The 14,391-nt window shown below is 57.2% G+C and carries 14 protein-coding genes; 9 read left to right on the top strand and 5 right to left on the bottom strand.

Annotated elements, in window-relative coordinates:
• Together LD28_RS23640 and LD28_RS0109310 are read left to right on the top strand one after the other, a co-directional pair.
• Positions 1-196: hypothetical protein (locus LD28_RS23640; protein WP_206538740.1), on the top strand; the 196-nt coding region annotated here is incomplete at its 5' end.
• 51 nt (positions 197-247) lie between these two features.
• Positions 248-937, top strand: coding sequence for a hypothetical protein (locus LD28_RS0109310; protein ID WP_050514287.1), 690 nt, complete (start codon positions 248-250; stop codon positions 935-937).
• A gap of 754 nt (positions 938-1,691) precedes the next feature.
• On the opposite strand, the gene cysS is transcribed toward LD28_RS0109310, so the two are convergent.
• The gene (cysS, locus tag LD28_RS0109300; protein ID WP_033136699.1) at positions 1,692-3,068 is read right to left on the bottom strand and encodes a cysteine--tRNA ligase; all 1,377 of its coding nucleotides are present in this window, start codon (positions 3,066-3,068) and stop codon (positions 1,692-1,694) included.
• Positions 3,069-3,304: 236 nt separating this feature from the next.
• On the opposite strand from cysS, the gene LD28_RS0109295 reads away from it, so the two are divergent.
• From LD28_RS0109295 to lpxH, 3 genes are read left to right on the top strand one after another with little or no spacing between them, the layout of a single operon-like run.
• Positions 3,305-3,802: a peptidylprolyl isomerase gene (locus tag LD28_RS0109295; RefSeq protein WP_033136698.1), complete on the top strand. Its 498-nt coding sequence runs from the start codon at positions 3,305-3,307 to the stop codon at positions 3,800-3,802.
• Positions 3,792-4,607 (top strand): DUF4269 domain-containing protein, encoded by an 816-nt coding sequence (locus tag LD28_RS0109290; protein WP_033136697.1) that lies wholly within the window; start codon positions 3,792-3,794, stop codon positions 4,605-4,607. The genes LD28_RS0109295 and LD28_RS0109290 overlap by 11 nt, the downstream gene beginning before the upstream one ends.
• Positions 4,604-5,341, top strand: a complete 738-nt coding sequence (lpxH, locus tag LD28_RS0109285) for a UDP-2,3-diacylglucosamine diphosphatase (RefSeq protein WP_033136696.1) — start codon at positions 4,604-4,606, stop codon at positions 5,339-5,341. The genes LD28_RS0109290 and lpxH overlap by 4 nt, the downstream gene beginning before the upstream one ends.
• Positions 5,342-5,438: 97 nt before the next feature.
• On the opposite strand, the gene nrfD is transcribed toward lpxH, so the two are convergent.
• From nrfD to pdsA, 4 genes are all read right to left on the bottom strand, one after another.
• Complete coding sequence (gene nrfD / locus LD28_RS0109280) at positions 5,439-6,392, bottom strand: cytochrome c nitrite reductase subunit NrfD (protein ID WP_033136695.1); 954 nt, start codon at positions 6,390-6,392, stop codon at positions 5,439-5,441.
• A gap of 69 nt (positions 6,393-6,461) precedes the next feature.
• Entirely contained in the window at positions 6,462-7,130 is a 669-nt protein-coding gene (locus LD28_RS0109275) for a 4Fe-4S dicluster domain-containing protein (protein ID WP_033136694.1), read from the bottom strand.
• Positions 7,127-7,756: an Nrf-like electron transfer protein NetB gene (gene netB, locus LD28_RS0109270; protein WP_033136693.1), complete on the bottom strand. Its 630-nt coding sequence runs from the start codon at positions 7,754-7,756 to the stop codon at positions 7,127-7,129. The genes LD28_RS0109275 and netB overlap by 4 nt, the downstream gene beginning before the upstream one ends.
• A 152-nt stretch (positions 7,757-7,908) precedes the next feature.
• A complete protein-coding gene (pdsA, locus tag LD28_RS0109265; protein ID WP_033136692.1) occupies positions 7,909-8,520 on the bottom strand; it encodes a periplasmic diheme shuttle PdsA in 612 nt (203 codons plus the stop codon).
• 248 nt (positions 8,521-8,768) lie between these two features.
• Between pdsA and LD28_RS0109260 the strand changes: the two genes are divergently transcribed.
• The 4 genes from LD28_RS0109260 (at position 8,769) to LD28_RS22215 (ending at position 14,307) form a co-directional block, all read left to right on the top strand.
• Positions 8,769-10,847, top strand: a complete 2,079-nt coding sequence (locus LD28_RS0109260; RefSeq protein ID WP_033136691.1) for an OmcA/MtrC family decaheme c-type cytochrome — start codon at positions 8,769-8,771, stop codon at positions 10,845-10,847.
• A gap of 56 nt (positions 10,848-10,903) precedes the next feature.
• Positions 10,904-11,878: a DmsE family decaheme c-type cytochrome gene (locus tag LD28_RS0109255; protein ID WP_033136690.1), complete on the top strand. Its 975-nt coding sequence runs from the start codon at positions 10,904-10,906 to the stop codon at positions 11,876-11,878.
• A gap of 11 nt (positions 11,879-11,889) precedes the next feature.
• Entirely contained in the window at positions 11,890-13,875 is a 1,986-nt protein-coding gene (locus LD28_RS0109250; protein WP_033136689.1) for an MtrB/PioB family decaheme-associated outer membrane protein, read from the top strand.
• Positions 13,876-14,130: 255 nt separating this feature from the next.
• The gene (locus LD28_RS22215; RefSeq protein WP_081959486.1) at positions 14,131-14,307 is read left to right on the top strand and encodes a DUF3606 domain-containing protein; all 177 of its coding nucleotides are present in this window, start codon (positions 14,131-14,133) and stop codon (positions 14,305-14,307) included.
• Positions 14,308-14,391: the final 84 nt, after the last annotated feature.

The following is a 14,391-nucleotide window of genomic DNA, read 5'->3' as shown; positions in this document are numbered from 1 at the left end:
CGTAAAGGGTATCGCCCAATTAACACATGAAATAAATACAGAGATTGACACTTTAAATCTTAACGAAGAAGCTAGACGAGTATTTTTATCATTCAATGAAATATGCGGTTCGTCTTGTTGTCAATTATTCAATTCCAGTTCAAACTCTTATAGTAAAAACCTGTTATATCTGAAAGATCAGATAAAAGATCTTTAACGAAATTCAGATAGTGATAAAATCCGTATTGAACAACTGAATAAGCAAAAATTGGAATTAGAGGAACTGATAAAAAATTTAATTGATGAAAGAAATATAACCACTTCTAAAAGCGAAATATCAGCACTTGTCGATACAATCTCTGAAATAAAAAATCAAATTTTCGAGTTGCAAACACAACTAAGTAACATCGAAAGGGTAAATAAAATAGAAGCATATCACTTTGAGTTACTATCAAATAGAAATAAGGCTTTACAGACCTATGAGTCATTATCAACTGATCGATCTACAACCCCTGAGATAATTAAGCTGAGGTCCGAACTAAGAACATTATTTATAAAATGGCTTGATGTAATTAACACCCAAAACATTAGTAAAGACATTACCTTTCAAACTGACTTCATTCCTATCTTAGGGTCAGAGAGCATACAGAATTTAAAAGGTAGTACAAAAATAAGAACTGTATTAGCCTATCATGCAGCCCTGATAGAATTAATGGCCAATTCAAACAAATTACATTTTAGATTCTTGATTCTAGATACACCTAAACAACATGAAATTCATATAGAGGATCTAGAGAACTACATTCAGGCTCTGAAGAAACTCTGTATAGAATCAAACTTGCAGATCATTTTCTCAACTACTGAATATCATTACTCGATTGTAGATGACGATACAGAGTGGACACCTAAATTCCCAGGGAATATACAAAAAATGTTTTTGAATACGCCTATCATTTAATTATTTCACAAATAAAAACCGCAGCCTTGAGCTGCGGTTTTTATTTCTATTTCCCAAACGCTATTTTTACAGCCCCTTGCACAGCTCTCCCCTTTCAGCGGAAAAGGCGGTCAACATGCACGCTAAAATCACGGGCGGGCACGGCATTGGTTCCCCCTGCAAACCGCCGAGTCGAGTTCAACGGGTCAGGAGCGCCATCAGGGATTATGGCGCAGCCGCAACCGACATAGGGGCCAAATCGGATCAGGGCGAGCACTGCTCGACCCCGATTTGGCGCGAGAACAAGGATGTTCGAAGCGGGCTTTGGCCGAAGCCATGGATGGCGTAGGCCAAAGTGCCGTCTGCGGCGCTCCGTCCGACCCGTTGGACGAGACGAGGGAACCCGCGAAGCGGGCGGTTTGCCGGAGGAGAAGACTTTTGGTGTTATTTGCCAAAGAGAGCGGTCTTTCCAAAGTCACTCGCCAAGCCGCGCAGCGGCGGCGAAACCTCTTCGAGGGCAGCGCCCTCGCGTCCTGCATGGCGAAGCCATGCCATTAAGGCGCTGGATGGCATTCAGCCGAGGAATGACGTTAGCCCCCCTCACCCTAACCCTCTCCCGCAAGGGGAGAGGGGATCAGAGCGCAGGCCACCGAGGCTTAAGCAGATCGCAGAGGCTTAAGAGGTGTCGAGGGAAGAGACACAAACAAAAACCGCAGCCCTTGGGCTGCGGTTTTTTTATTGGCTCAACCTGTTGCCACCAACAGGGCAACCGCCCTTAGGCACGGCGCCAGCTGGTCTTGCCGGCGCTGTCTTCCAGCACGATGCCCATCTCGGTGAGACGGTTACGGGCAGCATCCGCCGCAGCCCAGTTCTTGTCGGCACGGGCCTGATTGCGCTCGGCGATCAGGCGCTCGATCTCGGCAACCTCTTCGTCCGCTTCGTCACCCTTGAGGAAGGCCTCGGGATCTTGCTGCAGGATGCCGAGCACGGCGCCCAGCTCGCGCAGACGGGCGCCCAGCGCGGCGGCAACGGCCATGTCCTCGCCCTTCTGGCGGTTGATCTCGCGCACCAGATCGAACAGGGCGGAGTAGGCTTCCGGGGTGTTGAAGTCGTCGTCCATCGCTTCCTTGAAGCGAGCCACCTGCTCGTCACCACCGGCAGCAGCGGCCACTGGCAGATCGCGCAGGGCGGTGTACATGCGCTCCAGCGCGGCGCGGGCTTGCTTGAGGTTATCTTCCGAGTAGTTGAGCTGGCTGCGGTAGTGGCCAGACATCAGGAAGTAACGGACGGTTTCGGCGTCGTAGTGGGCCAAGACGTCGCGGATGGTGAAGAAGTTGCCAAGGGATTTGGACATCTTCTCTTTATCCACCATCACCATGCCGCTGTGCATCCAGGTGTTGACGTAGTCGCCACCGTGGGCGCAGCAGGACTGGGCGATCTCGTTCTCGTGGTGCGGGAACTGCAGATCGGAGCCGCCGCCGTGGATGTCGAAGTGGTTGCCAAGGTGCTTGGAGTTCATGGCAGAGCACTCGATGTGCCAGCCAGGACGGCCCGGGCCCCAGGGGCTTTCCCAGGTCGGCTCGCCGGGCTTGGACATCTTCCACAGCACGAAGTCGAGCGGGTTGCGCTTGGCATCCACCACGTCGACGCGGGCACCGGCTTGCAACTGCTCCAGATCCTGCCCGGAGAGCTTGCCGTAGTCGGCGTAGGATTCGACGATAAACATCACGTCGCCGTTATCCGCCACGTAGGCGTGATCCTTGGCGAGCAAGGATTGCACCAGCTCGATGATCTCTTCGATGTGCTGGGTGGCGCGCGGTTCGATATCCGGGCGCACCATGCCGAGGGCGTCGAAGTCGGCGTGCATATCGCCAATCAGACGCTCGGTCAGCTCGTCGCAAGTCACTTGGGTCTCTGCGGCACGCTTGATGATCTTGTCATCCACGTCGGTGATGTTGCGCACATAGGTAAGGTCGTAACCGGCGTAACGCAGGTAGCGAGCCACCACATCAAAGGCGACGAAGGTGCGGCCGTGGCCGATATGACAGTGATCGTAGATGGTGACACCACACACATACATGCCCACCTTGCCCGGGTGGATAGGTTTGAATTCTTCTTTTTGACGAGTGAGTGTGTTGTATATCTTCAGCATCTTATAACCACTGCCTGTGAGTAAAATGGTTGGTCATAATACCCCGTTCGGGGGCAGAAAACGAGGCAGAAAAGAGGGCCAATCCCGCCTGCGGCCTATGTTCTGGCCATTGATACGCGCTTTGCGGCACCTTCTACAGCACTATGCCGCAGCCCCTTGATGGGCTAGAATTGCCACCACTTTATGCCATACACCTGCGGGCACCCTGTCGCCCGCATCAAATGAAAGGACATATCATGGTCACTCTGCACACCAATCACGGCGACATCACCCTCACCCTGAACGCTGAAAAAGCCCCGGAAACCGTGGCTAACTTCCTGCAATACTGCCGTGACGGTCACTACGACAACACCATTTTCCACCGCGTCATCGACGGCTTCATGATCCAGGGCGGCGGCTATGCTCCTGGCTTTGATGAGAAAGATACCCGCCCATCGATCAAGAACGAAGCGGCCAACGGTCTCTCCAACAAGGTCGGCACCATCGCCATGGCTCGCACCATGGAGCCGCACTCTGCCAGCGCCCAGTTCTTCATCAACGTGAACAACAACGACTTCCTCGACTTCAAATCCGCCACCACCCAGGGCTTCGGCTACTGCGTATTCGGTGAAGTGACCGCCGGTATGGACGTGGTCAACAAGATCAAGGGCGTCAAGACCGGTAACTACGGCCGCATCCACCAGGACGTGCCGGTAGAAGACGTCGTGATCACCAAGGTGACCCTTGCTGACTGATCTCTGCCGACTCGGCACTGACAAAACTGCGGCCACGGCCGCAGTTTTTCCATCTGCCTCCCCCAACGCTGGCCCGAACTGGCGCCGCCTCGACTATCTGGCCCACGGCAACCCGCGCCAGCGCTCGGCCCATGCCCTGCTCACAGCGGGTGTGTGGGATGAACTTGCTGCGCAGTGCGCCGATATGGCGCTGGTCAGCACGCTCGCCATCGGGCTGGATCGGCCCGGCAGCGATCTCGATATCCTCTGCCAGCATCCTGATCCGGCGACGTTTGCCGCGACGCTTGTTACCCAAGGTTGGCAAGCGAGCGACAAGGGCAACAATATCTGGCTGCTGGAGCGCACCTTTCCCTGTCTCGACCAGCACTGTGTCGACAGTAGCGCCGACAGCGGTTGTGATAACCACATCGCCAGCTGGCCGCTGGAGCTCTATGTCACCCCCGCCCCCATCGAGACGCTGAACGGCTGGCGCCACCTCACCCTGATGGCCGCCCTGCTGCAACGCTTTGGCGATGCCTTCTATCAGGAGGTGTTGCGTCTGCGCCTTGAAGAAGGCTTGAAAGGGGAAGCGGCGATGTGCCGGTTGCTGGGATTGGCTGGCGATCCTTATGCCGCCTTGCTGACGCTGGAGGGACGAAATCTGGCCGAGCTGTCATGGCAGCCGCCATCGAGTGACGGTATGCATACATCCACTGACGCGGCGGCGATGGCGCCCGCAGCGCCAGCTTTGTCCCCTGTGTTTTCTACTATCTCTGCCACCCCTGTTTGCCCTGTTTCGACCGAGAGCCCGACCCCCACATCATGAGCACCCTTTTTATCAGTGACATTCACCTCTCTGCCCAGCGGCCCGATATGACCGCAGCACTGGTGCGCTTTCTCGAGCACGACGCCCCCGGCGCCGATGCCCTCTATGTGCTGGGGGATCTCTTCGAATTCTGGATTGGCGATGATGACCCCAATCCGCTCCATCAACAGATGGCCGATGCCTTTTTGGCCCTGAGCCAGCAGAACGTGCCCATCTACTTTATCCACGGCAACCGCGACTTTCTGCTGGGCCAGCAGTTTGCCAAACGCGCGGGGATGACCCTGCTGGGGGACCCTTGCGTTATCGAGCTCTATGGCGAGCGGGTAGTGCTGAGCCACGGCGATCTGCTCTGCACCCTGGATGAGGGGTATCAGAAGTTTCGCCGCATCACCCAGCTGAAATGGCTGCGCTGGCTCTTTTTGCGGCTGCCGCTAGCCCGCCGTCAGGCCATTGCCTGCAAGATGCGCGGCCAAAGCCAGATGGAGAACGCCCACAAGAGCCAGATCATCATGGATGTGACGCCAGCGGCGGTGGACGACACCCTGCGCGCCCACGACTGCCGGATGATGATCCACGGCCATACCCACAGACCCGCCATCCACGACTTTACCCTCGATGGCCACCCCGCCCGCCGCATCGTGCTGGGAGACTGGTTCGAGCAGGGCTCGGTGCTGATCTGCCGCCCCGGCGAGCAGCGGCTTGACGTGCGGGCGCTGCAAGAGGCCGATGCCTGAGGGCCCTGCGGGCCCATCTCAGCGAACTACAGCCATGAAAAAGGCGGGATCTCCCCGCCTTTTGCTTTTCTCCTCCCCCCGCAGAGGGCAGCACCGGTTACAGCACCGTCATCTGACCGGCATAGAGGATGAAGTAACGCAGCAGCAGGATCCCCACCAGACTCAGGCTGCAGACCAGCACCAGATGCCCGCGCTGATGCTGACGCTCGGGCGAGCTGAACATCCCCAGCAGTTGGGGCAGCAGGATGCCGACGCCAATGACGCCAAACCAGAAGACCTGTGACCAGAAGCCACCGCCAATGGCCGCCCACATGGCGACTTCACGCTGACCACCACCGAAGTAGAGGCCGGTAAAGAAGCAGACCAGCAAGAAGATCTCGATGGCCACGATGGGACGCTCGAAGCGGTGGACAAAGCTCACCCCCTTGCTGTGGCTGGTCTCCTTGAACAGGGTCACCGCCAGCAGGATGGTGGAGGCCACCCCCGAGCTGATGCCGGATACCAGAAAGAGCGCAGGCAGGATCGGGTTGTTGAGCATGGGGTAGGTTTTGAGCGCCGAGAGCAGGAAGCCGGTATAGGCCCCCAGCAGCACCGCCAGCAGCAACAGCAGGGGGCGGATCAGCCGCTCAAACAGTGCAATCTTGCCAATCAGTGTGTCGATAAAGGCGAACTTGTCGGCCAGTAGGTGCCGACGCAGCGCCTCGATCTCGGCTCTGAATACCACCGCCAACCAGGCAAACAGCACCGCCATATAGACCTGAAACAGCATGACCCCCATCGACATCACGGAGTCGAACTGGTAGTGGAACATCAGCTTCCAAAAGGTCCAGGGACGGGCCAGGTGGAAGATGAGGATCAAGAGCCCCAGGATCACGCTGAGCGGTGCCAGAATGGCGGTCGCCCGGATGATGCCGCTCTCGCTGCCAGCCCCTCGTTGACGGAGCAGCACGGACAAGGTGGCGGAACCGGCGGAGATACCCAGCAGGAAGAGGTAAATGGCGATGGGGCCATCCCAGACCAATGAGTCGAAGTGAAATGCGTTATGCCACATGGTAGGCACCTCCCGTCTCGCCACTCACCACTCGTATCAGGGCACAGCCATGACTCGGGTTATGCAGGCTCATGATTTCACCTCCCCTTTCGGTACCCGATACATCTTGGGAGATGTGCCGAGGAACTGTTTGTAGCGATAGGTGGTCTCTTTCACCAGCCGCTTGGCGATCGGGCTTTGGGGATCATCGAGATTGCCGAATACCAGCGCCTTGGTCGGGCAGGCCTCGACACAGGCGGGCTGCTTGCCGTTAGCCAGATTGGTCTTGCGGCAAAAGTCGCACTTGTCGGCGATGTGGGTCACCGGATTGATAAAGCGCACCTGATAGGGACAGGCGGCCAGACAATAGCGACAGCCCACGCAGAGATCGGGGTTGATATCGACAATGCCATCCTCGGCCCGGATATGGGATGCACCGGTCGGGCAGACATGCACACAGGGGGCGTTGTCACAGTGCTGGCAGGATTTGCGGAAGAAGTGGTACTCCTGATCCGGATACTCCCCCACCGGCCCGGAGCGCAGGATCTGCAGACGGGCCACCCCTTCCGGCACCTGATTGACTTCACGACAGGCATCCATGCAGGCGGTGCAACCGATGCAGGCCGTCTCATCATGGATCATGCCGTAGCGCACACCCTCGATGGTCATGCTGTTGGCGAGGGCGCGGTGCGAACCTGTCATCAGGATCAAGGCGCTGGCACTCATCCCCACCATAAACTCGCGACGGGTCGTGCTCATGCACCCTCCTTGGCAGCGGCTTGCTGCTTGGCCTCATGCTGCTTGCTGTGGCAGTCGACGCACAGCTTGATGCGGGACTTCTCGGGGATGCCGACCATCGGCTCTTTGGCCGTATGCAGCTGGTGGCAGCTGGTACAGGTCACCCGGGTGGCATGAACGTCGTGTGCCCACAACGCCTTGCGCAGATCGTCGGGTTCGTGGCAGCTCATGCAGACGCCGTTTTGCTGACTGAGCGGGAAGGCGTCGTCGCCAAAGCGCATCACATCGACAATACCGCCATGCTGTTTGCGGTGCTGGGCCGACGCATTGCCATGGCAGTTGGTGCAGGTCACGGCTTCATTGGTATTGGGGTTGGTAACGCTGGCATGTTTGCCGTGCATCCCCTCATCCCCGTCGTGGCACTTGTCACACTTGGCAAAGCGGGCGGCCGCTTTTTTCTCGGCAGCCGCTTTCTTCTCGGCTTTGGCCTGGCGCTCGGCCAGGGCCTCGGCGGTGCTGCTATCGGCAACCGTACTGACGGCGGCAGAAGCGGGCGTGGCGGGCTCAACAGCGGCTTCGGCCCGGGCAAACTGGCTTGCCCCCAGACAGATCCCCACAAGCAAGGCCCACTGCATTATTTTTTTCATACTGGACTCCGAATCAAAGAGGCTCAGTGGTGTTATCCATCCCCCAACAAGAAAAGGAGCTGCGCAGAGCTCCCTTGATGCCAAAAACGGGCAATAAGCCCCCCGCCCACAACAGGAGGGGGCTGCATCAATGGATAAACCTGACTGCCGGGTTATTGCTGGCTGGCGTAGTACTCGGCCAATGCCTTGAGGTCGGCATCGCTCATGGCGATGATGGCTTTGTTCATCTTCTCGTCATTGCTGCGCTTGCCTGCCTTGAACTCCTGCAGGGATGCCAGCATGTAGCCTTTGGGCTGGCCGGAGAGGATTGAGGCTTCATCTTCGGCAACGGAGCCCCCTTCGGAGTGGCACTTCTTGCAACCGGACTCTTCATGCAGTTTTTGCCCCGCTTTGGCCAGCGCGGCATCGAACGGCTGCTTCATCGGTTTGTAGGGCAGTTCGGCATAGTGAGCGGCCAACTCATCGATCTGCTCGTCGCTAAGACCCTTAACAATGTCGATCATGTTCCCCTGCTTGCTGGTATCACCGGTGACATGATTAACGGTCTTTGCGGGGCGTCCATCGAGATAGGTACGCAGCTGTTCTGCCAGATTGGACTCTGCAACGCCGGCGATAGTCGGGATGTCTGTGTGGGTACTGATCCCCTGATTACCATGACACTCGTTACATGTTTTGGTCATCTCATCGACACCAGCAAAAGCCGGGCCAATAGCCCCTAACAGCAGGGAGATCCCCAACACTTCCAGTTTTATGCTTCGCTTCATTTCTCATTCCTCGTGCAATAAAAATCGTAAAAAGCCAATTTAAACAGACTATTTATGCGACATAACGGGTTGGCGCCCGCTTTTGAGACCTCGATCAAAGTCGTTTAATATATAAACCTTATAATTCGGATGGAAATGATTTCTGATTTAAATGAGGCTCGATCGAGCCAAACGTTGCATGTTTTTGGGACTTTTTTGACACAGCTCATACATGAAATAAAAAATCCGGTAAAAAAGGATAAAACAAGATGAAATACTGGAAAGCGTTGGTGGCAGCCGCAATGGTACTCACCCTCTCTGCCTGTGGCGGCGGGGGTGATGGTAATGACAAGAATGAGCCTCCCCCCCCTCCCCCAGGCACCCTTGGTTCCCTGACCATCTCGGCATCGACGCCGGAGCTCAACGCAAATGGTCAACTCTCGGTGCAGTTCAAGGTGGCGGACAAACAGGGCAAGGGTTACGACCTGGGCACTACCCTCCCCTCATTTACCCTGGCAAAAGTGATCCCCGGCCGCGATGCCAAGCGTGAAGACCCGGCCATCTGGAAGAGCTTTATCTACAAAACCGGCAAAGCCACCAGCGAAAACAGCGGCAAGCTGGAAGCGCTGGGCAATGGCCAATATCGCTATACCTTCGCAGTGAACCCCACCACAGTGCCTGACCCCTATCCTGCCGACTCGCAAAGCAGCAACGGAGTGGTCAGCTGGGATGAAGCGGCGACCCACCGCCTCGGCATCTTCTTCGGTGGCAGCAACAATGTGCCGGTCACCAACTATGTGCTGGACTGGGTTCCTGCGGGGACACCCTCCACCCTGACCCGGGATATCGTGGATCAGACCAGTTGCAACAGTTGTCACATGAAGCAGCCGATCCATCACAGCAACCGCGCCGATCCCAAGCTTTGCACGACCTGTCATAACGAGAGTAACCCGACCGTCACGACTCGCCGCTCTCTGACGACCATAGTGCACAAGTTCCACGGCAATCTTGATACCAAAGATACCAAGACGGTCAGCCACTTCCCGCAAGACTCGCGCAACTGCGATACCTGCCACAAGGATGCCACGCCCACCACGCTCAATGCGGGCAACTGGCAACATGCCCAGGAAAAACCGTGCGGCGCCTGCCATGCCGACTCCACCAGCACCACTGGTTTTGACTCCCATATCACCGGGAAGATCAACAGTGGCGCGGTCTGTACCCAGTGCCATGCCGCAGACAGCAGCAAGTCCCCCACTGCCGTGCATATGGGTTACATGGCCAACGAGGCGATTGGCCGTGACAAGCTGGTGTTCAAGTTCGAGGACGTTCGCTATGCCGTCCCCAATATCGAGGTCGAGCTGACTGTCACCGTCAACGGTACCCCTGCAGAGACCCTCAACGACGTGCTGCAATACGTCAAAGATGGCAAGCCGAGCATTCTGGTCAACTGGGATCAGGGCAAAGGGTTTGAACTGGCATACACCAACCCGCAAACCTTCGTCTCTGGCAACAAGATCGACTTCAGCAAGTGTGTCAGCCAGGGTGCAGGTCGTTTCCTGTGCAGCAAAGAGGCAGGCAACGAGGTCAACGGCACACTGGCGGCGACCATCGCCGACCTGCGCGTCTGCGTAGCCCGCAAGGCCGATCGCAATGGCGCCTTTGCGGCCGGCGATCTGCTGCCATGCAGCAGCACCGCCAGCGCCCTCTCACTGGTCGCCATCAATCCGGTCAAAGCCTACTTCCGTAGCGAAGGGGGCGTTGACAGCAGTTATGTGCTCAAGGCTGGCGCGGATCTCGCCTCCTGCAACAGCTGTCACAAGGATCTGGCTGTTCACATGAGCAATCATGCAGCCAAGGATATGAGCCAGTGCACCAGTTGCCACAACGCAACCCGCACCTCGTTCTATGCCGGTGTACCGGGTGACCTGAAATATCACGTTCACTCCTTCCACGCCTTGGGCGCCAAACACGCGGGCAGCTCTGACTTCCCGGGCAAAATCAACAACTGCGAAGCCTGCCATACCAAGGCGCAATACAATCTGCCCAACCAGCAGAACGAGCGCCCCTCTCTGGTCGCGACTACAGCAGACAACAAACAGCCCAAGTACTTCAGCCCGACCCTGGTGGTCTGCTCCAGCTGCCACCTGAAGTCACCGCTGGGTCTGGTCAAACCGGATAGCCCGGTGGCTGGCGATGAGTGGGCAACCCACATGAAGAATAACGGTGCAGTCTTTGGTGCAGAGACGATTGAAGCCGCAACCGGTGTTGAACAGTGCGCATCTTGCCATGCCGTCGGGCAGGAGCAGGGTGTCGACAAGGTTCACAAGGTCTACGACTTCCGTTGATGAAACCACGTGGCCAGGGGGGATCCCCCTGGCCCTTTGCCGTTGAAGGACAAAAAATGAAAAAAACCATTCCACAGTGGTTGTTGGCAGGCGCACTGGCCCTGAGCTGCCTGCCCGTCTGGGCCAAGAGCGATACCTCGCAACCCGCTGGCGATACAGACCCGCGGCTGCAGGTCGAGAGCGCCCTCGACAAGAAATTTGATCAGGGGAAATACTCCCCGCAGGGTGCCGATACCTGCCTCAAGTGCCACGATGCCGAGTCGCGCAAACCCGCGACCGGCATTTTCCATAATGTGCACGGTAACCTGGGCAACCAGAACGGTCCCATGGCCGACCGACAGTGTGAAGCCTGTCATGGTCCGGCTGGCAACCACCCGCGCAATCCGCGCAAAGGCCAGAAGCGGGAACCGATGATCACCTTCGGCCCCGATTCACCGGTACCGGTCGAGAAGCAGAACAGCGTCTGCCTCTCCTGCCACACCGACACCAACCGGATGGGCTGGCACGCCAGTGCTCACGCGGTGGAGGATATCTCCTGCACCAGTTGCCACAGCCTGCACCAGGCCAAGGATCCGGTGATGGACAGCAAGAAACAGGTCGAGACCTGTACCAACTGCCATGCCGCCCAGAAATCGGATCTGCACAAGCGCACCAGCCATCCCATCCTCAATGGTGAAATGCCCTGCTCCAGCTGCCACAACCCGCACCAGTCACAAAATGAGGCCAGCCTCAAGAAGCCGACCGTCAACGAAAGTTGCTACGAGTGTCATGCCGAGAAACGGGGCCCCTTCCTGTGGGAGCACGAGCCGGTGACCGAGGATTGCTCCTTGTGCCACAGCCCTCACGGCTCCATCAACCAGGCATTGCTCAACAAGCGCGTACCGCAGCTGTGCCAGGAGTGTCATAGCGTGCCCCATGCCAACGTTGTCATCCCCGAGGGGGATCTCAAGGTCCGTGGCGGCAGCTGCCTGAACTGTCATAACCAGATCCACGGGACCAACCATCCGAATGGGCAATCCCTGAGACGTTAAGGAGAGAAGTCATGAAATATTCAACACTTTGGCTCTCCTTGCTGGCCATCTTCTCGGCCCATGCCGCCGAGGAGTCGCTGGCTGTCGGGGATTACTCCCTGCAATCGGCCAAGGAGGCCAAAACCGAACGCTGGCGCTGCAAGTCCTGTGAAAGCGAGAGTGGCTGGTTTGGTGATGTCAGCCTGGGCACAGGCTACATCAACGATGATGGCGCAACCCGTTTTCGTAACTGGGTGCCCGCCAGCAACGATACCGGCATGCTGGGGATCTTTAACGCCGACCTGCAATACCGCGGGGAAGGCTCCCGTTACGGCAGTCTGGAAGCCAGGGATCTCGGGATGCGCCGTTTCAGCCTGGCGCTGGAGCAGGGGCACTACGACGGGGCGCGCGCCAGAATTGGCTACTCCGAATCCCCCTTCTACTGGAACAGCCAGGGCAAGAGCGTCTATCGCCCTGGCGACCAGCCAATGACCGCAGGCTCCCTGGCGGAGTTTGACAAAGAGGTGGTGCGCAAGAAGCTGACGGCCGGGCTGACCTATACCCCCAAGAGCCCATGGCGTCCTTATGCCGATTTCTCTTATGAGAAAAAAGAGGCGACCCTGACCACCTACCAGCCCAGCACCCCGGGGATAGGGGGCATGCCGGGCTTTCTGCCCAAGCCGGTCGATGGGACCTCCACCACCCTGGTCAAGAGTGGTGTCAGCTACCTTGGCGAAGGCTGGCTGGTTGATCTGGCCTATAACGGTTCACTCTATCGCAACGATGACACCGCGCTCTATTTCGGCTCGGCCAGTGACCCTTATGCCAATGAGCGGGCCTACGAGCCCGACAACAGCTTCCATCAGGTCAGTTTGTCCGGCCAGTACAACTGGGACAGACAGAGCCTGACTGGACGCGTGCTCAGCAGCCGGGCCACCTCGGATGGCAACCTGACCGCCTTCAGGCAGGTGCCGATCACCCAGAGTGACTTCCACGGTGAAATCGACACCTTCCAGACTGATGCCAAATGGGTGGGCCGTTTCGGTCGGGATCTGACCCTGCGCGCCGGTGGCGAATACCGGGATCGACAGGACAACTCAGACAAGCAGGTGGTCATTGGCAAGCAACGTCAGCCGGGGGATCGCTCCCACAGCAAGGCCAATCTGGAGGCGGATTATCGCCTGAGCCGCTCGGTCAAGGTGACCGGGGGCTATCAGTATCGCGCCGATGAACGGGAGTATGCCGATCGTCGCAAGACCGATGAACAGACGGTGTTCCTCAAGAGCCGCTATCGTCCGGTGGGCGACCTGCAACTGGGGGGCAAAGTCTCCTGGAGTACCCGCGATGGCTCGGAGTGGAAAAATAGCAACACCAATGTCAGCCCGACCCTGCGCCAGTTCTATCTGGCCGATCGGGATCGGCTTGAGCTGCGGGGAGACCTGCAGTACGCCTTCAACGAGCAGTTAAGCTCCTCGCTGGAAGGGTGGTGGGCCAAGGCAAACTATCAGGAGCCCAACATCGGACTCAGTGAAGGGGAAGATTATGGTATCGACCTGACCCTGAACCAGCAGTTTAGTGACGACCTGAGTGGCCATGTGTTCAGCAACGTGCAGTGGATCACCTCAAACCAGAACCATGCCTATACCGGGGCGCCGGATTGGGATCCCTACTCGACCCAAGTGCGTGACGAAATCACCACCCTGGGTCTGGGCCTGACCCAGAAAAAGGCCTTTGATCTGGCGCTGGAGCTGGGGCTCGATTACAGCTTCTCCTATGGCCGTGGCCAGACGGATGCCAGCAAGGGCTATGACTACCCCGACCTGACCAGCAAGCAACACCGTCTGGAAGGTTACGCCCTCTATCAGCTCGACGAGAAGCAGTCGCTGCGCTGGGATATGCGCTACGAGTTCTACCATGACGTGGACTATCTCTTCACTGGCGAGGAGTACAGCATGGGACATGTAAACCAGAACTATAACGGTTACTTCACCGCTATCTCCTGGCTCTACAAGTTCTGATGCAGCAAGCGTCACAAGGGGAGCCTGGCTCCCCTTTTTCATTTCTGGCCATCCACCAGCCCGATATTGCCCCCAGAACACCAAGATTCTGCAGTTCATCTTCAACAAGATACCCAACTCACCCAGCCACCCGTTATCTTGAGCGGGAGCAGGGTTGTGTGAAGCCCGTCACCATGTGAGTGCGGGAGATAGAGGATGATGGCGCTCAGGCAGAAACTTCTTTCTCGCCAGCTATTTCAATAAGTTGAGGTTTGTATGCCTGACAGCAATGTGGTCGCTCACCCGTTCGATGCCAAGAAGATCAATGTCAACGATCCCTATGAGATGAAGCAGTGGATCAAAATGTTCGAGTGCACCGAAGTCCAGCTGAAGCGGGCGGTCAAAGCGGTCGGCACCTCAGGCAAGGCGATCAGAAAACACCTCAAGAAGTGAGAGCTCCCTCTCGCCATTGACCAGGCCCCGCTCGCGGGGCTTTTGCTTTGTTGGCATCTATTTACAACGTCTATTTACAACAAC

It is taken from the genome of Aeromonas finlandensis (assembly GCF_000764645.1).
Classification (GTDB): Bacteria; Pseudomonadota; Gammaproteobacteria; order Enterobacterales; family Aeromonadaceae; genus Aeromonas; species Aeromonas finlandensis.
This window is presented reverse-complemented; position numbering and strand designations above follow the sequence as displayed.

What these genes read in the sequence shown, in the direction of transcription:
- cysS (WP_033136699.1), bottom strand. Translation starts at nt 3,068, where the DNA reads ATGCTGAAGATATACAACACACTCACTCGTCAAAAAGAAGAATTCAAA.
- LD28_RS0109295 (WP_033136698.1), top strand. Translation starts at nt 3,305, where the DNA reads ATGGTCACTCTGCACACCAATCACGGCGACATCACCCTCACCCTGAAC.
- lpxH (WP_033136696.1), top strand. Translation starts at nt 4,604, where the DNA reads ATGAGCACCCTTTTTATCAGTGACATTCACCTCTCTGCCCAGCGGCCC.
- nrfD (WP_033136695.1), bottom strand. Translation starts at nt 6,392, where the DNA reads ATGTGGCATAACGCATTTCACTTCGACTCATTGGTCTGGGATGGCCCC.
- LD28_RS0109275 (WP_033136694.1), bottom strand. Translation starts at nt 7,130, where the DNA reads ATGAGCACGACCCGTCGCGAGTTTATGGTGGGGATGAGTGCCAGCGCC.
- netB (WP_033136693.1), bottom strand. Translation starts at nt 7,756, where the DNA reads ATGAAAAAAATAATGCAGTGGGCCTTGCTTGTGGGGATCTGTCTGGGG.
- pdsA (WP_033136692.1), bottom strand. Translation starts at nt 8,520, where the DNA reads ATGAAGCGAAGCATAAAACTGGAAGTGTTGGGGATCTCCCTGCTGTTA.
- LD28_RS0109260 (WP_033136691.1), top strand. Translation starts at nt 8,769, where the DNA reads ATGAAATACTGGAAAGCGTTGGTGGCAGCCGCAATGGTACTCACCCTC.
- LD28_RS0109255 (WP_033136690.1), top strand. Translation starts at nt 10,904, where the DNA reads ATGAAAAAAACCATTCCACAGTGGTTGTTGGCAGGCGCACTGGCCCTG.
- LD28_RS0109250 (WP_033136689.1), top strand. Translation starts at nt 11,890, where the DNA reads ATGAAATATTCAACACTTTGGCTCTCCTTGCTGGCCATCTTCTCGGCC.
- LD28_RS22215 (WP_081959486.1), top strand. Translation starts at nt 14,131, where the DNA reads ATGCCTGACAGCAATGTGGTCGCTCACCCGTTCGATGCCAAGAAGATC.